This window comes from Streptomyces sp. RLB3-17 (assembly GCF_007113425.2).
Classification (GTDB): Bacteria; Actinomycetota; Actinomycetes; order Streptomycetales; family Streptomycetaceae; genus Streptomyces; species Streptomyces mirabilis_D.
Window position 1 is genome coordinate 10,959,581 of the sequence record NZ_CP041610.2, and the last position, 22,519, is coordinate 10,982,099.

Sequence of the window (22,519 nt, forward strand, 5' to 3'; positions counted from 1 at the left end):
GCGACGCCGTCCGGCATCGCCCTCTATGCCTTCCGATCACAGGAAGCAGCAGTGCGGGGTGCTCATGAATGCCACGTCATGAGTCTACGAGCATCGGCGAAGCCCTTCATGCCCCACCGAAGTTGGGAGACACGACCCAGTGCCGCATCAACCAACGAGTGCCCTGGAATACAGGCCTTGTCCGGCCTCATCATCGTGTGATGACCGAGCGGATGGGAGCGGACACCCTCGGACCGTGGCTCGGTGCCACGGTCCGTACCGGCGGTGCGGCGCTCAGGTGGTCGGCGGCCCGGTCACCGTGCGCGGGGTCTGCGCGAGTCCGTTGGCCCACAGCTGGTCGACACGCGAGCGCTCGGTGACGTTCGGGTAGCGGTTGGTGCAGGACGGGCCGGCGCTGCCGCCCGACATCAGCTCACTGCACGCCCCGTTGTAGTCGTCCGGCAGGCCAAGCACGTGCCCGGTCTCGTGGGTGGCGACGCGGACCGAGTCGTACTGCTGGCTCTGGGTGTAGTCGAGGAAGACGTAGCCGCTTCCGTGGCCGTCGGTGGAGGCGTAGGACCCGCGCGGGTCGTTGCCCTCGTAGTAGGAGAAGTCGGCACCGCTCGACGCCTCCTGGAGCTTGACGTTGGACTCGGAGCTGTTCCAGATCGAGGCCGCGCTCGATATCTGCGAACGGAAGCTCGGTGCCTGGGAGGCGTTGTAGTAGACAGTCACCGCCTGCGCGTACGGCTGGGCGGCGCGCTTCTCGGCGACGGACTTGAGCACGGCCTCGAAGAACGCCTTGTTGTTCGCGGCCTCCTCACCCGACCCGGCGTACCGTGCCACGGAGGTACCGGCGGCAGCGGACGGGGCGGCGGCCGTCTTGGCGCTCGCCGGCACCGCCGCGCCCAGCGCGCTGGAGGCCAGACCCAGGCCGAGAGCGAGGGCGAGGAGTCTCGCGGACGTTCGGGACGACTTCATGTGGGGGGCTCCTACTCACTCGGTGACGCCGAGGGCACGGTGTGCGGTCGACGCTGCGTGAGCACCGGTTCCGAACTGCGGCGACGTCCTGTGGGTCGCCATTCTTAGAACGGCTCGACAGGGAGCGCAAAGGGTCCAGCCACTACGTCGCCTCGTAGGTCCGGGGACCTCGCCAGGGGCAGTGCACGGGTCTCCGGTCCGCACATGGCGGCAGGAGAGGAAGCTGTCGCGGCGTCAGAAGCCTTGCATCACAGGGCAACGGGCGTGCGGGCCCGCCGGGCGGAATCCCGGGACGCGCGGCAGGATCCGCATCCGGGCCAAGACGGACAAATCCTTAGATGTCCGCCAAGTCGCGTCTACTAAGCGGGGCGGTTGGTTGGTGGGGCGCTGTGACCGACGTCATAGAACATGAGCTTTCGTTTCTTTCGCGCCCCCACCGGCCCCGGGGCGCCCCCCAGGGAGTCACCCTCGGCCCGCAGCGTGGGGGAGAGGTCGGTGGGGGATCCTCGCCCGCCTCCAGCAGCGTGTCCGCCGCACCCGGTGGCTTCGGGACTAGGCGGGCCGGGCTGTCGTCAGCCACGCGAACGAGGTGCGTACCCGGTCGTGGAGTGCCGACTGCACTCCGGCCCCTTCCGCCGGCAGGCGCCGATCCGCGTGGGGAGTCTCACCCGGGTCTCCAGCACGTCTCCCGCGCACAGGAGAAAACCGTCCGGAAGGTGCCGGTGCGGCAGCTCACGGCATGATGCATCGGGTGGACCCGATGAATGACACGGAGGACCGGCCCCGAACGGGCTGGGGAGTACTCACCCAACGGGATTTTCGCCAGCTCTGGGTAGGCGAATCCGTGAGTGGGTTGGGCAACAGTGTCACCGTCGTGGCCCTGCCGCTGATCGCGGTGGAGGTGTTGGACGCCGACTCCACCACCGTGAGCCTGCTCGCCGCGGCGGTGTGGCTGCCCTGGCTCCTGGTGGGTCTGCCCGTGGGCGCCTGGGTGGACCGGATGCGCAAACGCCCACTGATGATCGCGTGCGATCTGGTGGCCGGCGCTGCGCTGTTGAGCGTTCCGGCGGCGGCGTGGCTCGACACCAGATCGCCGGGCCGGGGCGGCAGGACTGCTCGCCCAGGCGTTCGGCGCGGTGGCCGGGCTCCTCGCCGACGCCGTGACGTTCCTGATCTCCGCGGTCTGCCTGCAGCGGATGAGGGTGGTCGAGCCGGACCATACTCCCGGCGCGGAACGCGCCCCTCTCCGACGGCGGATCGTCGAAGGGCTTCGTTTCGTGGGCCGGGACCCGTCTCTGCGGCCCATGGTCACCTGGGGTGCCGCGATCAACATGGCGCTGATGGGCTACCAAGCGGTGCAGGTCGTGTTCCTGGTTCGCACCGTCGGACTGAATCCGGCCACGGTCGGGCTGTTGCTGACCAGCGGCAGTGCCGGCGGCATCGCGGGCGCGCTGCTGGCCAACGGGTTCAGTCGGCGGTTCGGCACCGCACGCGGGCTGCTTCTCCTGCAGGCCGCCACCGCGCCGTTCGCGCTGCTGATGCCGCTGACCACGGCGGGGCCGGAGCTACTGCTGTTCGCGACAGGCGGCTTCTTCGTCGGAATCGGCATCTCCGTGGCCAACATCGTGGTCGGCAGCTTCCGGCAGACCTACTGCCCACCGCACCTGCTCGGCCGGGTCGTGGCGACGACCATGATGATCAATCACAGCGCCATCCCCGTCGGATCCTTGCTCGGCGGCGTGCTGGGCGACGTGGTCGGGTACCGGCCCGCCATGTGGATCATGACGGGCCTCGTCGCGCCCTGCCGGCTCATCCTCGCCATGAGCCCCATGCGCCGCGAGCGCGACCTTCCGCGGACCTACGAGCCGGAACGGATCTGTGGGACGTCCTTGACGAAGACGAGCCCGTCGCTGTCCGCCAAGTGGGCCGGATCCAGCGGGGAGTAGCCGAACCAGGGGGACACTCGGGGCGCGGGCGGCGTGTCGCCGAGGGCGGTGGCCAGCCGCGGGGCGTCGATGACGCAGCGGTCCTCCGGGAGCGCGTAGAGGAGTCCTTCGACGGTGTCCGGCGGCGGGGTGTCCACTCCCTGGTGCCGGATCGTGCCGAGGGCCGTGGCCACGAAGGCGTACTCCTCGCCGAGTTGGGCGCTCACCAGCGCACCGGCGCTCCACCACTCCAGAGGCATCCCACCCATCCGCGTCGTGCTCTTGGCCCGCTGGAGATGGCCGTTGTGGGCGTGGATGAATGCCGGGCCCCGTTCGGCGAGGGCTAGGAGGTTGTGGGCCATCATCTGGTCCCGCAGGCCCACCAGCCGGGTCATACGGCTCGGTGAGGAGTGGGCCATCCAGTAGTGGTAGCGCAGCAGGCCGATGGCGGTGCGCCCGTACAGGCGCGCCCGGTCCCAGTCGTCCCTAGGGGTCGCCCGCATCAGGTGTGGCGTCTGCGTGTCGAGCAGCGCCACCAGATCGTCGGCGAGCAGCCGCAGCCGGCCGGCCTCGGCCGACTGCCCCACGGACTGGGCCGGGTCCATCATCGCGGCGGGGTCGGTCCATCGGTCGTCGGTGCCGAGCAGGCGGTCGAGTGTGTCCTCGGTGCAGGGGAGCAGGCCCGCGTCCACCCGGGCCGAGAGGTAGCCGTGGAGTGCGGTGAGGGCCTGCCGGGGGCTCGCGGCGCCGGTGATCTCCAGCGGGCCGTCGAAACCGGCGAAGCGGAGCCGTTCCGGCGCGGGCCGGCCGTCGTTGTAGGCCCGCATCCAGCGCACGAGTTCGCGGTTGGCCGCGAAGGTGCCCCAGTTGTGGCTGAATCCGTGCTCCATGACCTCCTCGAGAGTGCCTGTGCCCGAAGTGACGTAGTCGTCCACGACCAGGCCCATCACGCAGTCGCTCTCGATCGCGATCGTCCGGTAGCCCTCCTGTTCGACGAGCTGCCGGAAGAGCTCGTTGCGCAGGTCGAGCAGAGTGTCCTCGCCGTGGGTGGGCTCGCCCAGGGCGAGCAGCCGAGGCCGCGCCGGGAGCAGCCTCATCACGGCGGCGGCCTCGACGGCATGGGCGGTGTCCTTGATGTCAGTCGCCATGCCTTCAACGGTATCGTTGAACCTTCGGTGGAAACTTTTCCGCGATATCGTCGGTCTCATGGGGCGAAACCTTCAAAACGGTGAGCGGCTCAGGCCGATTGATCTGGCGCGCGGGCACCGTCTGTCCACACAGGCGGTCAGGAACTACGAGGAGGCCGGCATCCTTCCGGCCGCCGGCCGCACACCCCACGGCTACCGCACCTATACCTCGCTGCACGCGGGGGCCCTGCGCGCGTTCCTCGCCCTGGTGCCCGGCCACGGCCACCGGACGGCGACGTCGATCATGCGGGCGGTGAACCAGGGCGCGGTCGACGAAGCGCTGAGCCTCGTCGACGAGAGCCACGCCCAGCTCCTCGACGACCGGCGGACCCTCCAGGCCGTGGAGCGCGCCCTCCGCGGCCTGGAGCCCGCTGCGGCGTCCGAGCCCAACGCGGTGTCCGGGCCCGCCGGCAGGTTCATCGGGCCGCTGGCAGGAGAGCTCGGCATCCGACCCGCGACGCTGCGCAAGTGGGAGCGCGCCGGGCTGGTACACCCGCGCCGGGACCCGCGGACCGGCTACCGCGTCTACGACGAGGCCGACATGCGGGACGCCCGGCTGGCACATCAACTCAGGCGGGGCGGCTACCTGTTGGAGCAGATCGCCCCGCTGATCGCCCAGGTGCGGGCGGCCGGCGGTCCGAAGCCGCTGGAGGCCACCCTGCGCGACTGGCACGGTCGGCTGTCCGCCCGCGGGCGCGCGATGCTGGCCGGGGCCGCCGAGCTGGAGGCGTACCTCCGCGAGCGTGGATGAGATTCGATCCACCCCGGTCGGCGCTCAGTCCACCCCGAACCGGCGGTGGATCACCTCCGCGATCCGCGCCGGCGCCCGACACCGATCCTCACCTCAGCCATGCGCGCCCAGGTCGGCATCCAACTCGCCATCCAGCAGGACCAGTTGGTCGTCAGCCGGCCTCCAGTGGGCGCCCCGGCGTTGTCCTGCCCGGACGGGCGCCTGGCCGCCTCCTCGGCCGGAGAGGCCGGTTCAGCCGAGCTTGCGAGCCACGCCCCCGTAGAAGCCGATCTCGCCGGACCGTGCCGGCGGCGTGGCGTCCGGGCGCCAGAACGGGACCTGGGCCAGTCCGGGCTCGACCAGTTCGAAGCCGTCGAAGAACCGCTCCACCTCGGCGCGGGTCCGCAGGTTCAACGTGGCGGTGGCGTTGTTGTAGACAGCCTGCGCCTCGCTGCGGTCGGCGAAGTCGCCCGTGGCGTGCGAGAGCACGAGGAAGCTGCCGGCCGGCAGCGCGTCGCGAAGGGCGGCGACGGCCTGATCGGGCTTCTCCGCGTCGGTGATGAAGTGGAGGATGGCGACGAGGAGCAGGGCGACCGGCTGGTCGAAGTCGATGACTCGGCGGACGTCGGGGTGGTCGATGACGGCCCGTGGATCACGCAGGTCGGCGAGCACGATGCTGGTCGCACCGGAGCGGCTGAGCAGCGCGTCGGCGTGTGCCTTCACGATCGGATCGTTGTCGACGTACGCGACGCGCACGTCCGGGGCCACCTCGTGGGCGGTCTCGTGCACGTTCGGGGCGGTGGGCAGCCCGGTGCCGACGTCGAGGATCTGACGGACGCCGCTGCTGACGACGTAACGGACCGCGCGTTGCAGGAAGGCGCGGTTGGCCTTCACGCCGATCCGCACCTCGGGTGCCGCGGAGGCGAGTTGGTCGGCGGCCTGTTGGTCGACCTCGTAGTTGTCCTTGCCGCCCAGCAGGTAGTCGTAGATCCGCGCAGGGTGTGGCCTGCTCGTGTCTATCTCCCCGGTGCGGAAGCCGTCCTGACTCACGCTGCGCTCCTCTCGACGACTGCCCCGGCCACCTTGCCCGCGAGCGGCTGACGACAGCTTCGCATATCAACTGCCGTGCCCATGACCGCTGTTACCGGCGCGAGCGGTACCGTCACGGTCGGTGCGCACAGGAGGCCACCTAGACCGAGGGCGTCGGGCCCGGTGGCGCACGGCTGGCGGTCGACTCGGCCCGCCCGTCCGGTAGAAGTCTGTGTCAGTGAAGGGAGCGACATCCTCATGTTGGTCCATGCGTCCTCGTTCACGGTCGACCTCGGCGAGAACGGCTACCTGATCGGCTTCACCGACGACTACGAGTACCCGCGGGAGATGCCCTTCGGCTGGCGCTGCGGTCCGGCCACCGACGCCGGCGCCGTCGTCCTCACCACCACCGACACCGGCCCCCTCCAGCTGACCGTCCAGGTGCACAACGCCCCGCCGGCACCCGAAACCGGCGCCGAGTGGGAGCCCGCCGAGGAGATCAGCCTGTGGGCCGACCTCCCCACTCTCTGCCTCGCGACCCTCGAACAGGGCGACATCCTCGACGCATGGCCGGAGGAGGAACCTCCCCTCCACCTCCCGCCCTCGCCGGACGGCACCGACTGGGTGCGGATGCGCCTGTACTGTCACACCGACGACCCCGAACCCGGTATCGGGGACCACGGGGAGCGCCATCTGGTCCAACTCTGGCGCGCACCCCGGACGCCCCCTGTGCACCCCGAAATCACCGAGGCGGACCGCCGCGCCCGCGTCGAGTACGCGGCGGACATGGCCATCTCCGGCATGGCAGAGTCATGCCATGTCTCTTTCGATATCCGGCCGACCCGGCAGCCCGACGATGACGGGTCTGGCCCTTGCCGCCGTCCTGTGTCTGGGTGGCTGCGGTGAGCAACACGCCTCGGACTCGACGGCCGGAGCTCCTACGGGCACCTCTCGGAGCACCGCTGCGGCGGCATCGGGAGCCTCTCCGTACGTGGAGCCGGGGGCCGGCGACGGCGCTCCCCACTACAACGAGAACAACGGCTACCGCCGCCCGGGAGCCATGTCGCCCGCCAGTGCGACGGACGTGGCGAGGGAAGCCGATCGCATCAGGCCGGTCCTGAAGCGGCTGTGGGAGCAGAAGAAGTGGGACCCCGCGACGGTGCGCGCGGCACTGCTCCACCTCGGTTACGAGGAAGGGCGGACCGGGTCGAACGGGAAGTCGCACGGCGGGACGCTGATGGTCCGGGCCATGAACTCGCGCTTCACGGACGGTCGCGAGGTCACGCCCGAGGGAGCGTTGGTCGGCCTTCGCGTCCACACCGACGCCTGCGTCACGGCGTTCGTCCAGAAGTCCAACTACGAGGTGACGACCAACGGCCCGTACCCGGAGACCGGGTGCTTCGAGCCGCCGTCCGGCCACTGAACAGGCCACGGGGTCCCACGTCGTCACCCTGAGCGGAGCGCGACCTGTGCCTCGCCCCGGTGCCCATCGGTGACCGTCTCGGCCACCCCGGAACGGCACACGCTCGGAACGGCACACGCTCGGAACGCCACACGCCCGGAAAGCGGCACGTCGGGCCGCTGCCCGTGCCGCGCGGGCGGAAGCGCGGGAGAATCGGAGGGTGGGGTTCCGTGACAGCCGGGCAATCTCCTGGCGAGGGCGGACCGTATATATGGGTATGTCGAGATTCCGGTTCCCCGTGGGCCGTCTCCCGGACGAGGCTCTGCTGTCCGGGCTGGCCACCGGCGACCCGGAGCTGGCCGTCACCTTCGTACGGAGGTTCCAGCACACGGTCTTCGGTGTCGCCGTCGCCGTCACCGGGGACACACAACTCGCCGAGGACATCGCCCAGCAGACCTTCGAACGTGCCTGGCGACATGCCCAGATCTACGACTCGCGGCGCGGCTCGGTGAAGACCTGGCTGACGACCATCGCACACAACCTCGCCATCGACGCCGTCCGCGCGCGGCGGCCGGAACCGGTGGCGCCCGAGGACCTCGACGTGATCCTGGGAGTCGTCAGTGACACCCCCGAACAGCATGTCCTGGCCGACGAGGCGTCCTCCCGGCTGCGGGTGGCGATGGCGGAGCTGCCCCGCGAACAGGGTCGCGCGCTGGTGATGGCGAGCATCTACGGCATGACGGCCCAGCAGGTTGCCGACTGGGAGAACATCCCCCTGGGCACCGCGAAGACGCGCATCAGGACCGCGATGGCGAAGCTGCGCACCACGCTCGCGTCCCCGAAGCGAGGCGACCATGTCCAATGACATGACCTGCGAGAAGCTGCGGGAGATCGGTGCCGAACTCGCCCTCGGCATACTGCCGGGCCGCGAGCGGGCCGCAGCGGTCGCCCACCTCGACCGATGCGCGGACTGCCGCGAGTACGTCGAGCAGCTGACCCTCGTCGGCGACGGGCTGATCGGACTGCTGCCGGGCTGCGAGCCGCCGGTCGGCTTCGAGACCCGGGTGGCGCAGGCGCTGACCCAGGGGACGCCGGCCCGGGACGGCCGGGCGCGCGCCCGCGTTGCGGGCGCCTGGCGCAGGGGCTTCGGTGGCCGGCTTCGGCTCCGGTTCGCCTCCGCGGTGGCCGCACTCGTCCTCGCCGTCGGCTTCGGTGGCTGGGTGGCCGGAACGGCGATCGAGAACGTGGTGGCCGGTGCCCCCCGGTCCGCGGGCGGCGCGGCCGACCTGCTGCATGGCGATCTGACCTCGGTCGCGGCCCCCAGGCAGTCGGCCGGTGAGGTGTACGCCCACACCGGCTCCCCGGGCTGGATCTACATGACGGTCGACCTCACCGGCACGCATGCCTCGTACAGCGGCATGGTCTCCTGCCTGCTGGAGCGGCGCGACGGCGGCACGGTCCGGACGGGCACCTTCACTCTGCACCAGGGCCGCGGGTTCTGGGGCGGCCCGACCCCCGTCGACCCCGCGTCCGTGTCCGGCGCCCGCTTGACGTCGCCCGACGGCACCGTGCTCGCCACCACCGACCTCACGTCGGGCGGGGAAACGTAGCGACGTCCCCGGCTCCCGGGTTTCCGGAGGAGGGCCTACGAGGGCCGTACGCCGGGAGGATCGCGCCGAGCGACGCGGCCGTCTGGGGCATCGGTATCACGTTGTACGAGGTGGCGAGCGGCGACGTGCCTTTCGACCCCCGCGGGACCGCTGAGGGTACGGCCGACGGAGATCACCAGCGGTGTCCGCGGCCGGGGGTGGGCGCACCGCCGGTCGGCTTCCTGCGGCGGCGAGCGGCGGCCGGCGACGTGGCCCTCCTCGGCGTGCAGTGTCCCATCTCGTCCACCTCGTTGGCGGCGGCCGTCAGCGGGCCCCCCGTACCGGGGTGCGCGTCCCGGTCACGACGGCACCGCCCCCGGCAGCGGGCCGCCCGCCCGGACGGGGCTGGGCACGGCGTGCAACCGGTGGAGACCGGCGTACGCACCGCCGCGCGCGAGCAGGTCGTCGTGGGTCCCGGTTTCCAGGACCCGCCCGTGGTCGAGTACGACGATCCGCGTGGCGTCGCGGACGGTGAGGAGGTTGTGCGAGATGACGACGGTGGTCCGCCCGGCCATCAGGCGGCGCAGCGGGTCCATGACGCGCAGGCCCGATCGGGCGTCCAGGCCGGTGGTCGGTTCGTCCAGCAGCAGCACGGGCGCGTCCCTGATCATCGCGCGGGCGATCGCGAGGCGCTGGCGCTGTCCGCCGGACAGTGTCCGGCCGCGCTGGCCGACCATGGTGTCGTAGCCGTCGGGCAGCAGCCGGATGAAGTCGTGGGCGTCGGCCGCGCGGGCCGCCGCGACGATCTCCGCGTCCGTCGCGCCGGGCCGGCCGTAGGCGATGTTCTCCCGCACCGTGCCGTGGAAGACCAGCGTCTCCTGCAGGACCACCGCGAGGCTCTCCCGCACGTCGGACAGGGCCAGTTCCGGCAGGTCGGTCCCGTCGAGCCGGACCGCGCCCCGGTCGGGGTCGTAGAACCGCAACAGCAGTTTGGCGGCGGTGGACTTGCCGGCGCCGCTCGCGCCCACCAGCGCCAGGGTCTCGCCGGGGGAGACGTGGAACGACACCTCGGACAGCGCCAGGGCCGGCGTACCGGGGTAGCGGAAGGACACGCTCTCGAACTCGACCTCACCGCGGGCCCGGCCGATCCGGCGGGCGTCGGCGGATTCGACGACCTGGGGACGCTGGTCCAGCAACTCGATGATCCGTTCCGCGGAGGCCGAGGCGGCGTAGAAGGTGTTCCCGAGGCGGGACAGGTCGCGGATCGGGCTGTAGAGCTTGCCGATCAGGGCCAGGAAGACCAACAGCCCGCCCAGCGTGAGCTGGCCCTGCGCCAGCTTCCAGGTGCCCAGGCCCATGACGGCGAGACCACCGGACACCTCGATGAGCTCGACCACCGGCCGGTAGACGGCACGGATGCGTGCCGTGGTCATCGAGGCCTGGAACCTGCCGACGTTCTCGCGCTCGAAGCGGCGCTCCTCCCAGCCCTGCCGGTTGTACGCCTGGACCAGGGCCACGTTCCCCAGCGACTCCTCGGCGACGGCGCTCAGGGAGCCACTGCGGCGCCTGCGCTCTCGGGACGCCTCCCTGACCAGCCGGGAGAAGTGCCGGGCGGCGCGCCAGAACAGCGGCACGATGACGAGTGAGAGGAGCGTCAGGTCCCAGCGCAGGTAGAACAGCAGCCCGAGGAAGACGCCCAGCCGGATCACGTGATAGATGCCGTCCGCCACTCCGGAGAGCAGGAACGTCTCGACGGCGTCGACGTCACCCGTGACGCGCGACAGTACGTCCCCGAGCCGCCGCCGCTCGAAGAACCCGAGCGAGAGCTGCTGGACATGCCGGAACACGTCGGCGCGCAGCGTCAGCAGGAAGCGTTCGCCGACCCACGTGGCCGTCATGTCGTCGGCGAACCCCAGGACGCCGGAGGCGACGACCAGCCCCAGGTAGGTCGGTGCGATCCAGAGGAACGGTCGTAGGTCCCGCGGGACGAGCACGTCGTCGACCACGACCTTGAACAGCAACAGTTCGGCGGCGTCGACCAGGGGACCGGCGAGACTGAACAGCACGAGCGGCACGAGCCAGTGCCGTCGGCCACGGGTGTAGGGCCAGAAACGGCGGAACACCTCGCGCGGTGGCACCGGCGGCGCGGCCGTCACCAGGGGCGCGGACTCCTCGCCCACCAACAGCAGCCGCTTCAGAACATGGCTCGGGACACGCTTCATCGCATGCGTCCGTCATCCGTCTGTCGTCCGTCATCCGTTCGTCGACCGTGGCTCGGACGACGGAGCGGACCGGCTCCGGTCGGTCCTCCGGACGCCGGTCCGCTCCGGCTTTCACTAGTCGTGACCGGACCGGTGGTCCTCGAAGTCGGAGTGACGGCCTTCGTGCCTGTTCATCGAGTGCTCGTCGTGACCCGAGTGGTCGCTCCTCCCGTGGTCGTGGTCGTGGTCGTGGTCACCGTGTCTGGCAGGAAAGAGATCACTGAAGATGGCCATGGCATTCCTCCCACTGGGGTGTGCCTTATATCAGATACGGTCCCGGGTGTCGTTGAGATGGCGTTTTGACGTAAATAGTTGGTTTTGCCCTATTGGGTTTTCCGCGTCAGTACGTCGGTCGCGGCGTCGGCGTAGCGGCGGGCCAAGTGCGCGAAGGCGTCCTTGAGTTCGGTCGGCCCGACGACCTCGATGTCGGCGTCGAACCTGCCGAGGGTGGCCGCCAGGCCGGGCCACGACCACGAGCCGAGGACGAGGCGGCAGCGGTCCGGGCCGAGTTCCTCGACGATTCCCTCGCGGGTGTGGCGCAGGACGACGGCGGCGGGGAGGTCGAGGATCACCTCGCCTCGGCAGGGCCAGCCGTCTGAGCCGTCTGAGCCGCCGGAGCCGTCCGAGCCCTGGAACCTGCTGGTCACGAAGGCGGCCACGTTCCCGCCGGGCAGTTCTCGCGGAGTGAATCGGGGGCCCGTGGGGGTGCGCGGTCTGATCCGGTCGGCACGGAAGGTGCGCCAGTCCTCGCGGTCGAGGTCCCAGGCGACGAGGTACCAGCGTCCGCCCCAGGTGACGAGGTGGTGGGGCTGCACCCGGCGCGGCGGAGCCCCGGCGGGGTCGCGGTCGCCGGTGCCCGCTGGGGACGCGGAGGTGTAGTCGAAGCGCAGGACTTCGCGGGCGTGGACGGCGTCGCCGAGCGTCATGAGCACGCTGCTGTCGACCTGTGGGTGCGGCCGGGCCACGGGCTGCTCGACGGCGGTGACCTGGAGGGTTTCGACACGGCGGCGCAGTCGCGCGGGCATGACCTGGCGGACGGTGTTCAGCGCGCGCGCCGCGGCCTCCTCGATACCGGCACCGGTGGTGGTGGCGATCTGGAGCGCGACGGCGAGGGCCACGGCCTGGTCGTCGTCGAACAGCAACGGGGGCAGTTGTGTGCCTGCGTCGAGTCGGTACCCGCCGTCCGGGCCCTTGGTGGCCACGATGGGATAGCCGAGCTCGCGCAGGCGGTCGACGTCGCGTCGCACGGTGCGCGGGCTGACGTCCAAGCGGTCGGCCAGCAGCGCCCCCGGCCAGTCCCGGCGCGCCTGGAGCAGCGAGAGCAGCGAGAGCAGCCGCGCTGAGGTCTTCTGCATGACTTCCATGGTGCCCCGAGAAGCGGACACAACCTGACCGCTTCTCCTGCGACTGTTCTTCCGTGCCGGACAACAGCAACGAACAGCCAGCCGACAGCAACGAAGAGAAGGCCCCGATCACCGTGACCGCCACCACCACGCCCTCCACGCCCTCCACGCCCCCCGCGCTCGACGACGAGCGGGCCGACCTGCTCGCCCAGCTCGCGACCGCGCGGGCCGCCCTGACCAACACGACGCGCGGGCTCAGCGACGAACAGGCCGGCGAGCACCCGACGGTCAGCGCGCTGTGCCTGGGCGGGCTGATCAAGCACGTCGCGTCCATCGAGGAGGGATGGATGCGCTTCGCGGTCGACGGCCCGTCGGCGATGCGCTACGACCTGCCCGACGGTGTCACCTGGGCCGACCTCACGGCCGGCACCGCACGCGAGTTCCCGCAGTGGGCGATCGACCACCAGAACGACTTCCGGATGCTCCCCGGCGAGACGCTGACCGGGATCGTCGAGCGCTACGAGCAGGTCGCCGCCCGGAGCGAGAAGGTCATCGCCTCCCTGCCCGACCTGTCCACGACGCACCCGCTGCCGGAGGCGCCCTGGCACGAGCCTGGATCGGTGCGCAGCGTGCGCCGGGTGCTGATGCACGTTATCGCCGAGACCGCCCAGCACGCCGGGCACGCGGACATCCTGCGCGAGACGCTCGACGGGCAGACGTCGACCTGACCGGTGACGGACCTCGACCGGGCGGCGGCTGCCCACCGGCCGCCGCCCGGTCCCGACCGCGTGACCCGCACGGAATCGATCAAGACCTGTACGGAACCGAAGGGAACGGCGAGACCGTGAAGATGTGTGAACCGGGGCGGACCGGCATCGGCGTGACGCGATGACCGTTCTCGCCACCCGGGCCCTCAACCGGGCGACACTCGCCCGACAACTGCTGCTCGATCACGCCGACCTACCGGTCCTCGACGCCGTCGCGCACCTGTGCGGTCTCCAGGCACAGGAACCGCAGGAACCGTACGTCGGACTCTGGTCCCGGCTGCGGGCGTTCGACCCGGCGGGTCTCTCGGACCTGCTGACCGGGCGGAGTGTGGTGCGGACCCATCTCATGCGCCGCACCGTCCACCTCGTCACCGCCGACGACGCCCTGGCCTGGCGGTCCCGCCACGACGCCATGCTGCGCCAACGGGTGCTCGGCACCTACCGCCGCGAGCTGGACGGGATCGACCTGGACGAGCTCGCGGCGGCGGGCCGGGCGCTGATGGCCGACGACGAGCCCCGCTCGATGACCGAGCTCGCGCGGGCGCTCGCCGAGCGCTGGCCGGCACCGGGACCGCGGGCGCTGGGGGAGATGCTGATCGCCGCCCTCGTCCCGATGGCGCAGCTGCCGCCGCGCGGGCTGTGGCGCACGAAGGCGGGGGTGCGCAACGTGCCGCTCTCGTCCTGGCTGGGCCGGGAGGTCGATCCGCCGACCGAGGACCGCTCCGATCCCGTGGGCCAGGCGCTGGTACGGCGCTATCTGGCCGCGTTCGGCCCCGCCGCCTCGGCCGACCTGCGCGCCTGGTGCGGCCTCGCCGGACTGCCGGCCGCGGTGTCCGCGATACGCGAGGAGCTGGTCACCTTCCGCGACGAGCGAGGCCGGGAACTGCTGGACCTCCCCGGAATGCCGCGCCCCGACCCCGACACGCCCGCCCCGGTCCGGTTCCTGCCGGCGTTCGACAACGCGCTCCTCGGCTACCACGACCGCGGCCGGATCGTCGACGACGCCCACCGCGGGCTGTCGGTCGCGGGCGCCCGCGTAGTCCTCGTCGACGGCCGGGTCGCCGCGACCTGGAACGTCGAGGCAGGCACCGTGAACATCACGCCACTGCGCCGCTTCTCGTCGGCCGAGCGCACCGCCGTCGCCGAACAGGGGCGGGAACTGGCGTCGTTCCTCTCCGACAGCGAGAGCCGTCGCGTACGGGTTGCGGCGGCTCCCGGCTGAGGGGCACGCCCGGTTACCGCACGGTATCGAGCGCGGCGGCCAGCCGGGACACGACCTCCAGCTCCGGCATGCCGCGCAAGGAGTCGACGACCTGCCGGCTCGCGAACTCGCGCTGCGCGGCGGTCACGGTCCGGTCGATGGCGCACTCGGCCTGTACGTAGACGAAGTTCAGGGCCGTCGCGAAAAGCATCGAGAACGACTGAGGACCCGTGATGGCGGCACGGCCTCCGGCACCCCGATAGGCCCGCGCCAGCCGCCGGGCGGAGTCGATGTCCACATGATTGCCGCCCGACCATACGTACACGGCGCGCGCGAACTCGCGTTCCGCCGAGGTGACCCCGGCGTTGTCCCAGTCGAGGAGGACCGGCCCGTCCCGGCCGACCAGAACGTTCTGGGGCTGCAGGTCGAGATGGGATGTCACCAGATCGCCGGGGTCGGCCGGCGTCACCCAGTGCGCCAACTCTGCCGCGGAGGTGTCGATGAACCGCCCCAGCGCCTCCGCCCAGGGCAGGCCGGCCTGACGGACCTGCTTGTGCAGGGCCTTCCACTCGACGTCCTGAGGGGACCGCTCGTACCAGGAATCCGGCGTCTCGCTCGCGCCCTGGCCCGCCGTGTGGAGAAGTGCCATGGTCCGGCCGAACCAGTCCAGGATGCCCGGATCGGACGCGTCCGCCTCGGCGCCGTCGATCCAGTCGTACAGCTTGACGTAGGACCCGCCCGAGGAACCCGAGGAACCCGAAGAAGCGGTGACGTGTGAGACGTACGCACCGTGGCGATTGGGAAAGAGCCGCGGTGACACGATGCCCAGGTCCTCCGCGGCCTGCCGTAATCCGGCCTCCCGGCGGACCTGCTCCTCGTCGCAGCCGAAGAGAAGCTCCTTCACCGCCCATGAGGAGCCGTTACCGGAGAACCTCCAGATCTGGCCCAACGCGCCACGGGTGACGGGCGCCAACGCCCATGGCCCGGCGCCGAGTCGGTAGGTCTCCGCTATGTGGTCGGCTGTGAAGTGCATTCAGGAACCTCTCCGGACGCTGACGACCAGGCTTCGTGGTCGGGCCGGTTGGGTCGACCTCACCACAGCCCGAACGAGCTCAATCCAACAGCAACTTTTGAGTGGGCCACGAGCACGCGACTGTACAAAGAGCGGGCCGCTGCAGGACGACACTCGAGAAAGGAAATCCCGTGGCCACCGAGCAAGTACTGACCGGCTCCGCGCCGGCCGACGAGAGCGGCGAAGCCGCCGAGCCCAAGCGCCCCCGCGTCTCCCGGCTGCCCTCCCTGACCGGCCTGCGGTTCCCCGCCGCGCTGGCTGTCTTCGCCCACCACGCCTTCCTTCCGATACCCCCGCTGCGGCTGCTGTCCGACGACCGTACGGAGTACCGCCTGGCCGACTGGACCTCGCAGGCCGGCGGCCTCGGCGTGTCGTTCTTCTTCGTGCTCAGCGGTTTCGTACTGACCTGGTCGGCACGGCGCGGCGACACCACCACGGGGTTCTGGCGGCGCAGGTTCGTCAAGATCTACCCGAACTACGTGGTCGCCTGGGCGCTCGCCATGCTGCTGTTCGCCAGTTCCTACACCTCCACCCATGTCTCCCTCGCCAACCTGTTCATGGTCCAGGTGTGGGTGCCCAGCTACTTCACCAACTTCAGTGTGGACTCGCCGAGTTGGTCGCTGGCCGTGGAAGCCGTCTTCTACCTGAGTTTTCCCCTGCTGCTGAGTGTCTTCCGGCGTATCGACGCCCGTCATCTCAAGTACTGGATCACCGGAGCGATCGCCGCGGTGTGGGCCACCCCCGCGCTGGCGTACGCCCTGTTCCCGAAGACCCCACGGGTGCCCAGCGGCCAGGACCTCTCGGTCTCGCAGTACTGGTTCAGCTATGTGCTGCCCCCGGTCCGTATGGTCGACTTCGCCCTCGGCATCCTGGTGGCGCTCGCGGTGAAGCACGGGCGCTGGCGGAACATCGGCATGTTCTGGTCGAGCCTGCTGCTGGTCGGGGGGTACGTGCTGACCTTCCACGTGCCCTATCTCTACGGTCAGCGCGCCGCGATGATCCTGCCGATCGCGCTGCTGATCGCGGCCGCGGCCACCGCGGACATCGAGGGCCGCTTCACCTTGTTCCGCAGCCGCACGATGGTCTGGCTGGGCGAGATCTCCTTCGCCTTCTACCTCCTGCACTACACAGCGCTGTCCACGCTCCGCAAGGCCCTCGGCACCCATCAGATGTACTCCACCGCGACAGGCGTGGCGATGCTGGTCGGCACGGCCGCCGTCACGGTCCTGCTGTCCTGGGCGCTCTACGCCCTGGTCGAGGCCCCACTCGTGCGCCGGTTCAGCCGATCACGCCGCCGCGCCTGAGCTCTCCTAGTCCGGACGGCTGTAGACACTTCGGGAAGTACTTCTGGCCCCTTCGACATGTGGGTGTCGAAGGGGCCGGAGTTGGTAGGGCCCGTGAGCCCGGACTTCGGTTCGTCCGGCGGATGTCAGATCGGGTAGTGGGCGTGGCCGGAGGTCTGGGCGGTGATCCAGCGGGTGTCGGTGAAGGCCTCGGCGCCCGCCTGCCCGCCGAAGCGCCCGTAACCTGAACTCTTCACGCCGCCGAACGGAGCCTGCGGCTCGTCCGCGATCGACTGGTCGTTGATGTGAACGATGCCGGTACGCAGACGGCGGGCGACCTCCAGACCGGTCGCCAGGTTCTCGGTGATCACGCCGGCGGTCAGGCCGTACGGTGTGTCGTTGGCCAGCGTCACGGCCTCGTCGACGCTGTCGACCACGTGGATCACGGTCGCCGGACCGAAGATCTCGTCGTAGTAGATCCTCATCTCCTTGGTGACGCCGGTGAGTACGACCGGACGGATGAGCGTGCCGGGCTCCTCGACCTGCCCGGTGCCCGCGGCCAGCCGTGCTCCCTGGGCCACGGCGTCCGCGACGAGAGCGGCGACCCGTTGGGCCGCACCGGGGTTGACCACGGGGCCGACCGCCGTGCCCGGGTCGGCCGGATCCCCGTACGGCAGGGCCCGGACGCGGGCGGCGAACCCGGCCGTGAACTCCTCGGCGACCGCGCGGTGCACGATGACCCGGTCCACGCACATGCAGATCTGCCCGGCGTTCATGAAGGAGCCGAAGACGGCGGCGTCCACCGCGTGGTCGATGTCCGCGTCCTCCAGGACGAGCAGGGCGTTCTTGCCGCCGAGTTCGAGAACGGCGGGCTTGAGGTGCTGCGCGGCCTGGACGCCGATGACGCGTCCGACCTCCGTGGAACCGGTGAAGTTGACCATCCGTACCCGGTCGTCGGCGATCAGCGCGGACACCACCTCGGCGGCATCGGCGCGGTCGTTGGTGACGACGTTGAGCACGCCCGCGGGCAGCCCGGCCTCGTGCAGGACGTCCGAGATCAGCAGACCGCAGGCGATCGGTGCGTCCTCGCTGGGCTTCATCACCACGGTGTTGCCCATCGCGATCGGCATCGCGACCGCGCGCATGCCGAGGATGACGGGCGCGTTCCACGGCGAGATCGCGGCGATCACGCCCTTGGGGACCCGTACCTGCGCCGAGTGGACGCCCTCGGAGTTGGTGGCGAGCGTCTGCCCGGTGGGCCCGCTCACGGCGGCCGCAGCCTCCAGGAGGATGTCGGCGGCCAGCTTGGCGTTGAAGCCGGCCCAGGACGCGACACCCCCGACCTCCGCCGCCATCAGCCGGACGACCTCCTCGACACGCTCCTCCATCAGTTGCGCGGCGCGCAGGAAGATCCGACGCCGCTCGGCGGGCCTGGTCGCGGCCCACGCCTCGAACGCGGCGTCGGCGGCGTCCACGGCTCGGCGTATGTCCTCGGGGGTTCCGGCGGCGACCTCGGCGCAGACGGCGCCGGTCGAGGGATTGATGTCGGATGCCGTGCGGCCGGAGGAGGCGGGGACCTCCTGGCCGTTGATGATCAGGCCTCGGACGGTGGACATGGGGTCCTCCAGGGTGAGTGGAAAGGGGAGAGCGAGTGGGAGGGAGGAGGGGGAGCGAGGGCCGGGGCGGCCGGTGACCGCCGGGTCACGCCGCTGCCGGCGCGGTCGGTGCGGACCGGTCCCGGCGGGTGCGCAGGGCGCGGTGCGTGAGGCCCACGAGGGCCGGGGCGACCAGCGGCGCGATCATGTAGTTCCAGAAGTGGTCGTACTGGCCGGACAGCAGCGCCGGGCCGAAGGCGCGCGCCGGATTGATGCTCGCGCCGGTCACGGTGCCCAGAGTGGCGATGACCACGCCCACGCCGAGCCCGATGACCGCGGGGATCAGTCCGCGCAGGGCGGGTCGGGACATCACCAGCGCGACCGCGACGAACACCGCGGCGAGCGCGGCGCCCTCGACGACGAACAGCTCGACGGCGCCGGTACCGGGCGCGGGATGCACGGCGCCGTACCCGACCTGGCCGACCACCTCGCCCCACACCACCCGGGCCAGCGCGGTCCCGGCCAGGGACCCGGTGAGCTGTGCGGCGACGTACGGCAGGACGGCGCGGCCCGGGAAGAGCCCGCACGTCCACAGGAAGACGGTGACGCCGGGGTGGAGATGGCCGCCGGACGCGCGGCCGGGCGGTGAGTACATCAGCGCCGCGATCAGCGCGGCCACGACGGTTCCCGCGACGACGAACAGCGTGTCCGGGTCACCGATCGCCAGGGACGAGCCGGGGAAGGCCAGCCAGCGGACCAGGCTGACCACGGCGAAGAGAAGCACCGTGGTCAGCGCGAACTCGTACGCGCTGTGCCGGATCAGGTCCGCGCGGCTCTGGGCGGAAGTGCTCATGGGAGTCCTCGGGGCAAGGGAGGGGGTCATGGGGCGCGGCTCGGCTCCGGCCGTGCCGCGGGGAGGCCGGGGCCGGGTGCGGAACGTCCCGCGATGCGCCCGGCAGGCGACCTGTGCTCGTGTCGCTGCTGTATTTTCGCTGAGTGAACTTCTGTTCATTTACTGAGTGCGGTGAGTCTGCGGGATCGGGTGACGGCTGTCAATGGCCCGCGAACCGGTAGCGTTCTCCGCACGGGTCCGGCCGCATGCGCCGACGAGCGGGGAAGCGCGGGAGGAGAGGCCATGGCACGGGGCGTCGCGGGGGCGCAGGCCGGGGCGTCGAAGCGGCCCACGGGCACCGCGCCGCAGACCGCCGGACCTGAAGCCGGCCGCGGGGAAGCCGTCGGCCCCCTGGAACGAGGTCTGGACGTCCTGCGCGTCATGGCCGATTCCGCGGAGGCGGTACGGCCGGGTGACCTGGTCCGCGCCACCGGCCTGGCCCGTTCCGCCGTCGACCGGATCGCCGCCACCTTGGTTCACCTCGGGTACCTGCGCGCCGAGGGCCGCGATCTCGTGCTCGCCCCGCGCCTCATGGAGTTCGGCAACGCCTACCTCGACGCGAGCGGCCTGTCCCGCGCGCTGCGCCCGAGCCTGGAGCGGCTGACCCGGACCCTGGACGAGTCGGTCTCGGCGATCGTCCTCGACGGCTGCGACGCGCGCATCGTCGGCACGGCCGTCCCGCCCGGCCGGGTGATCCCTCTGGGCTTCCGCGTCGGCGACCTGCTGCCCTCCGAGCGCTGCGCCGCCGGAGCCGTACTCGCCACCGGCTGGGACCCGCCGACGCGCGAGGCCTGGCGGGCCCGGCGCGCGGCCGACCCCCTGGACGCCGGTTTCCCGGCCGTCCCCACCCGCCCCACGGCTCCCCGCCCCGAGCGGACGGAAGCCGACTTCGCGTCCTGGACCACGGCGGCGGCCGCGAACGGCTGGGCGTTGGACGACCAACTGGTCGCCCCGGGGCTGGTCGCGCTGGCGGTCCCCGTCCGCGACCCCGACGGCCGCCCCGTGTGCGCGATCAGCGTGCTCGCGCACACCAGCCGCCACAGCGCCGACGACCTCCGCGCCCACGCCCTGACCGAGATGAACCGGGCCGCCCAGGACATCGCCGACGCGCTGTACGGCACCTCGCACCCCCTGCCCGCCGCGCCGCCGCCCATCGCCGCCCCCGCATACACCGACGCCAAGCCCGAACTGGGGCCGTCCTTCCTGCAGGCGCTGGCCAGGGGCCTGGCCGTACTGACCGCGCTGGGGGGACAGCGCGGCGGACTCACCCTCGCCGAGGCCGCGGAGGCCGCCGGACTCTCGTATCAGAGCGCCCGGCGCAATCTTCTGACGCTGAGTGAACTCTCCTACGTGGAACAGCACGAGCGCCGATTCCTCCCGGGCCCGCGCGTCCTGGAGCTCGGATACGCGCGACTGTCCACACTCACCCTCGCCGACATCGCCCGGCCGCATCTGGCCGATCTGGTGGCGCGGGTGCGGGAGTCCGCCTCGCTCGCGGTGCTCGACGGCGCCGAGGTGCGCTACGTCGCACGAGTGGCCACCGGGCAGATCACCAGCGCCCGCATCACCCCCGGCACCCGACTGCCCGCCTACGCCACCTCCATGGGGCGCGTCCTGCTCGCGGACCTGCCGCGGGCACAGTGGCCGGAGCGCATCCGATCCCTCCGCCCGCAGGCCCTGACCCCGCACACGCTCACCTCGCCCGAGGCGCTCACCGCGGCCTTCGACCAAGCTGCCCACGACGGATTCGCCCTGGTCGAGCAGGAGTTGGAGGCGGGGCTGCGCTCACTGGCCGTACCCGTCAGGGACCGCAGCGGGCGCGCCGTCGCGGCGCTGAACGTAGCGATGCACGCCGGCCCGGAGTCACCCGAGCAGACCCGGGACAGCATGCTGTCCGCCCTGCGCGCGTGCGCCGCCCGTGTCGAAGCGGACCTGGCGCTCGCCAGTGCCCACGTTCCTGTGGAGACGGGTTGACACTCCGGAGACAGGAACAGGTCACGTACCCGTGTCCGTATGCGCTGACGTCCTCGCCGGTACCGGGCGCCGCAGCAGGTACACGGCCGCGGTCGCGACCAGGACGGCCATGCACGCGATGAACACCAGCCCCGCGCCCTCCAGGCCGAGGGGACCCGCCAGCAGCCCCACACCGATCACCGGCACCGAGATACCCGCGTAGGCCACCACGAACAGTGTGGAGATCACCGCCGCGCGCCGGTCCGCGGGAGACGCCTCGGCCACCGCGGACAGCGCCCCGCGAAACGCCAGCCCCTGCCCGCCCCCGCCGACGAGCGCGCTCAGCACCACCAGCGCCAGCAGGTCCCACCGCAGCGCGCCCGCGAGCAGCGCCAGCCCGGCGAGGAGTGCCGCGCTGCCCAGGGGCAGCGATCGCCCCATCCCGACCCGGCCGGCGGCGAGCTGCCCGGCGGTCGAGGCGAAGAAGGCCAGCGCGACGACCAGGCCGCTGACGGCGTGGTTGCGCACGTTCAGCGACTGTGCGAGGAACGCCGGGCTGACGGACGTGAACACCCCGAACAGCGCGAACCCCACGAACGAGGCGATCGCCGCGGGCCCGAACACCGCCCGCACCTGTGCGGGCAGGCCGGGCCGTTGCGGCCGTACGGTGCTCAGCGGCCGCCGCTCCCGCACGGTCTCCGGAAGCCGGAGCAGGACGACGGCCGAGCAGGCCACCAGGGCGAGATGCACGGCGAACGGGAGGTACAGCGGCCAGGCGGCGTACTGCGCGAGCACTCCGGAGAGCAGCGGGCCGCAGCCGAGGCCGCCCATGTTGGCGGCCGTCGCCACGAACGTGGCCCGGGAGGCGCCGTCGTACGGTGCCAACTCCATCACGTACGCCGTGGCGGCCCCGGTGAACAGACCGGCGGACAGTCCCGAGAGCAGCCGCCCCGCGTACAGCCAGCCCAGCCCCGTGGCGCACAGGAAACAGACGGCGCTCGCCGCGGAGAATCCCAGGCCCCACAGCAGTACCGGGCGTCTGCCCACGGCGTCCGAGGCGTTCCCCGTCAGCAGCAGCACGCTGATGACCCCGAAGGCGTACACGGCGTACACGACGGTGACCGTCAGCTCGGAGAACCCGAACTTCTCCTGATAGAGGCCGTAGAGGGGAGTCGGCAGCGTGGTGCCCGCCATGCATACGACGAACACCGCCCCGCTGAGCAAACACTGGCGCCACCCTCGGCGATCACCGTCCATGCCGCCGACGGTAACCCCGCACACGGCCCCGGCCCGGTCGGGCCGCGGCCGCGGCGCGTCTGAAACACCCACC

Annotated in this window: 19 protein-coding genes and 1 pseudogene; 11 read left to right on the plus strand and 9 right to left on the minus strand. The window is 71.4% G+C overall.

The genetic code is table 11. The features are described from left to right. Positions 1-273: 273 nt before the first annotated feature. On the minus strand, positions 274-960 hold the full coding sequence (gene snpA, locus FNV62_RS49335; protein WP_143604520.1) for a snapalysin: 687 nt from the start codon (positions 958-960) through the stop codon (positions 274-276). A gap of 760 nt (positions 961-1,720) precedes the next feature. On the opposite strand from snpA, the pseudogene FNV62_RS56405 reads away from it, so the two are divergent. After that, positions 1,721-1,963: pseudogene (locus FNV62_RS56405) on the plus strand (MFS transporter); the annotation flags it as partial. A gap of 133 nt (positions 1,964-2,096) precedes the next feature. Next, the gene (locus FNV62_RS49340; protein ID WP_240362463.1) at positions 2,097-2,906 is read left to right on the plus strand and encodes an MFS transporter; all 810 of its coding nucleotides are present in this window, start codon (positions 2,097-2,099) and stop codon (positions 2,904-2,906) included. Here the strand turns inward: FNV62_RS49340 and FNV62_RS49345 are convergent. Continuing rightward, the gene (locus FNV62_RS49345; RefSeq protein WP_143604521.1) at positions 2,819-4,033 is read right to left on the minus strand and encodes an erythromycin esterase family protein; all 1,215 of its coding nucleotides are present in this window, start codon (positions 4,031-4,033) and stop codon (positions 2,819-2,821) included. The genes FNV62_RS49340 and FNV62_RS49345 overlap by 88 nt on opposite strands. Before the next feature lie 58 nt (positions 4,034-4,091). On the opposite strand from FNV62_RS49345, the gene FNV62_RS49350 reads away from it, so the two are divergent. Beyond that, the gene (locus FNV62_RS49350) at positions 4,092-4,823 is read left to right on the plus strand and encodes a TioE family transcriptional regulator (RefSeq protein ID WP_143629908.1); all 732 of its coding nucleotides are present in this window, start codon (positions 4,092-4,094) and stop codon (positions 4,821-4,823) included. A gap of 231 nt (positions 4,824-5,054) precedes the next feature. Here the strand turns inward: FNV62_RS49350 and FNV62_RS49355 are convergent, their stop codons facing one another. Beyond that, positions 5,055-5,852, minus strand: a complete 798-nt coding sequence (locus tag FNV62_RS49355; protein ID WP_143604523.1) for an SAM-dependent methyltransferase — start codon at positions 5,850-5,852, stop codon at positions 5,055-5,057. 237 nt (positions 5,853-6,089) lie between these two features. Between FNV62_RS49355 and FNV62_RS49360 the strand changes: the two genes are divergently transcribed. From FNV62_RS49360 to FNV62_RS49375, 4 genes are all read left to right on the plus strand, one after another. Beyond that, positions 6,090-6,737, plus strand: coding sequence for a hypothetical protein (locus FNV62_RS49360; protein ID WP_225900670.1), 648 nt, complete (start codon positions 6,090-6,092; stop codon positions 6,735-6,737). Between the two features lie 85 nt (positions 6,738-6,822). Continuing rightward, complete coding sequence (locus tag FNV62_RS49365) at positions 6,823-7,254, plus strand: hypothetical protein (protein ID WP_225900671.1); 432 nt, start codon at positions 6,823-6,825, stop codon at positions 7,252-7,254. Positions 7,255-7,510: 256 nt separating this feature from the next. Beyond that, positions 7,511-8,098: an RNA polymerase sigma factor gene (locus tag FNV62_RS49370; RefSeq protein ID WP_143604524.1), complete on the plus strand. Its 588-nt coding sequence runs from the start codon at positions 7,511-7,513 to the stop codon at positions 8,096-8,098. Then, complete coding sequence (locus FNV62_RS49375) at positions 8,088-8,843, plus strand: anti-sigma factor family protein (protein ID WP_143604525.1); 756 nt, start codon at positions 8,088-8,090, stop codon at positions 8,841-8,843. Before FNV62_RS49370 ends, FNV62_RS49375 begins: the two co-directional genes overlap by 11 nt. Positions 8,844-9,181: 338 nt before the next feature. Here the strand turns inward: FNV62_RS49375 and FNV62_RS49380 are convergent, their stop codons facing one another. Both FNV62_RS49380 and FNV62_RS49385 read right to left on the minus strand, forming a co-directional pair. Further along, positions 9,182-11,044 (minus strand): ABC transporter ATP-binding protein, encoded by a 1,863-nt coding sequence (locus tag FNV62_RS49380; RefSeq protein WP_143604526.1) that lies wholly within the window; start codon positions 11,042-11,044, stop codon positions 9,182-9,184. A gap of 362 nt (positions 11,045-11,406) precedes the next feature. After that, positions 11,407-12,438: a helix-turn-helix transcriptional regulator gene (locus FNV62_RS49385; protein WP_097289487.1), complete on the minus strand. Its 1,032-nt coding sequence runs from the start codon at positions 12,436-12,438 to the stop codon at positions 11,407-11,409. A 122-nt stretch (positions 12,439-12,560) separates the two neighbouring features. Between FNV62_RS49385 and FNV62_RS49390 the strand changes: the two genes are divergently transcribed. Continuing rightward, on the plus strand, positions 12,561-13,154 hold the full coding sequence (locus FNV62_RS49390) for a DinB family protein (protein WP_097289488.1): 594 nt from the start codon (positions 12,561-12,563) through the stop codon (positions 13,152-13,154). 160 nt (positions 13,155-13,314) lie between these two features. Next, positions 13,315-14,415, plus strand: coding sequence for a winged helix DNA-binding domain-containing protein (locus FNV62_RS49395; RefSeq protein ID WP_143629911.1), 1,101 nt, complete (start codon positions 13,315-13,317; stop codon positions 14,413-14,415). A gap of 13 nt (positions 14,416-14,428) precedes the next feature. Here the strand turns inward: FNV62_RS49395 and FNV62_RS49400 are convergent, their stop codons facing one another. Further along, positions 14,429-15,427 carry a phosphotransferase gene (locus FNV62_RS49400; RefSeq protein ID WP_144316251.1) on the minus strand — a complete coding sequence of 333 codons (999 nt, stop codon included), beginning with the start codon at positions 15,425-15,427 and terminating at the stop codon, positions 14,429-14,431. A gap of 170 nt (positions 15,428-15,597) precedes the next feature. On the opposite strand from FNV62_RS49400, the gene FNV62_RS49405 reads away from it, so the two are divergent. After that, positions 15,598-16,770: an acyltransferase family protein gene (locus tag FNV62_RS49405; protein ID WP_060898400.1), complete on the plus strand. Its 1,173-nt coding sequence runs from the start codon at positions 15,598-15,600 to the stop codon at positions 16,768-16,770. Between the two features lie 125 nt (positions 16,771-16,895). Here FNV62_RS49405 and FNV62_RS49410 read toward each other — a convergent pair whose 3' ends face one another. Further along, on the minus strand, positions 16,896-18,365 hold the full coding sequence (locus FNV62_RS49410) for an aldehyde dehydrogenase family protein (RefSeq protein WP_143629915.1): 1,470 nt from the start codon (positions 18,363-18,365) through the stop codon (positions 16,896-16,898). Between the two features lie 85 nt (positions 18,366-18,450). After that, entirely contained in the window at positions 18,451-19,197 is a 747-nt protein-coding gene (locus FNV62_RS49415) for an aquaporin (RefSeq protein ID WP_164331882.1), read from the minus strand. Positions 19,198-19,479: 282 nt separating this feature from the next. On the opposite strand from FNV62_RS49415, the gene FNV62_RS49420 reads away from it, so the two are divergent. Continuing rightward, on the plus strand, positions 19,480-21,210 hold the full coding sequence (locus FNV62_RS49420) for an IclR family transcriptional regulator C-terminal domain-containing protein (RefSeq protein WP_143629919.1): 1,731 nt from the start codon (positions 19,480-19,482) through the stop codon (positions 21,208-21,210). A gap of 21 nt (positions 21,211-21,231) precedes the next feature. On the opposite strand, the gene FNV62_RS49425 is transcribed toward FNV62_RS49420, so the two are convergent. Continuing rightward, positions 21,232-22,446 carry an MFS transporter gene (locus tag FNV62_RS49425; RefSeq protein WP_143629921.1) on the minus strand — a complete coding sequence of 405 codons (1,215 nt, stop codon included), beginning with the start codon at positions 22,444-22,446 and terminating at the stop codon, positions 21,232-21,234. Positions 22,447-22,519: the final 73 nt, after the last annotated feature.

Coding starts and splice junctions, on each gene's coding strand:
- FNV62_RS49410 (WP_143629915.1), bottom strand. CDS start 18,365: ATGTCCACCGTCCGAGGCCTGATCATCAACGGCCAGGAGGTCCCCGCC.
- FNV62_RS49375 (WP_143604525.1), top strand. CDS start 8,088: ATGTCCAATGACATGACCTGCGAGAAGCTGCGGGAGATCGGTGCCGAA.
- FNV62_RS49370 (WP_143604524.1), top strand. CDS start 7,511: ATGTCGAGATTCCGGTTCCCCGTGGGCCGTCTCCCGGACGAGGCTCTG.
- FNV62_RS49350 (WP_143629908.1), top strand. CDS start 4,092: ATGGGGCGAAACCTTCAAAACGGTGAGCGGCTCAGGCCGATTGATCTG.
- FNV62_RS49415 (WP_164331882.1), bottom strand. CDS start 19,197: ATGAGCACTTCCGCCCAGAGCCGCGCGGACCTGATCCGGCACAGCGCG.
- FNV62_RS49400 (WP_144316251.1), bottom strand. CDS start 15,427: ATGCACTTCACAGCCGACCACATAGCGGAGACCTACCGACTCGGCGCC.
- snpA (WP_143604520.1), bottom strand. CDS start 960: ATGAAGTCGTCCCGAACGTCCGCGAGACTCCTCGCCCTCGCTCTCGGC.
- FNV62_RS49360 (WP_225900670.1), top strand. CDS start 6,090: ATGTTGGTCCATGCGTCCTCGTTCACGGTCGACCTCGGCGAGAACGGC.
- FNV62_RS49420 (WP_143629919.1), top strand. CDS start 19,480: ATGGCACGGGGCGTCGCGGGGGCGCAGGCCGGGGCGTCGAAGCGGCCC.
- FNV62_RS49345 (WP_143604521.1), bottom strand. CDS start 4,033: ATGGCGACTGACATCAAGGACACCGCCCATGCCGTCGAGGCCGCCGCC.
- FNV62_RS49425 (WP_143629921.1), bottom strand. CDS start 22,446: ATGGACGGTGATCGCCGAGGGTGGCGCCAGTGTTTGCTCAGCGGGGCG.
- FNV62_RS49395 (WP_143629911.1), top strand. CDS start 13,315: ATGACCGTTCTCGCCACCCGGGCCCTCAACCGGGCGACACTCGCCCGA.
- FNV62_RS49385 (WP_097289487.1), bottom strand. CDS start 12,438: ATGCAGAAGACCTCAGCGCGGCTGCTCTCGCTGCTCTCGCTGCTCCAG.
- FNV62_RS49380 (WP_143604526.1), bottom strand. CDS start 11,044: ATGAAGCGTGTCCCGAGCCATGTTCTGAAGCGGCTGCTGTTGGTGGGC.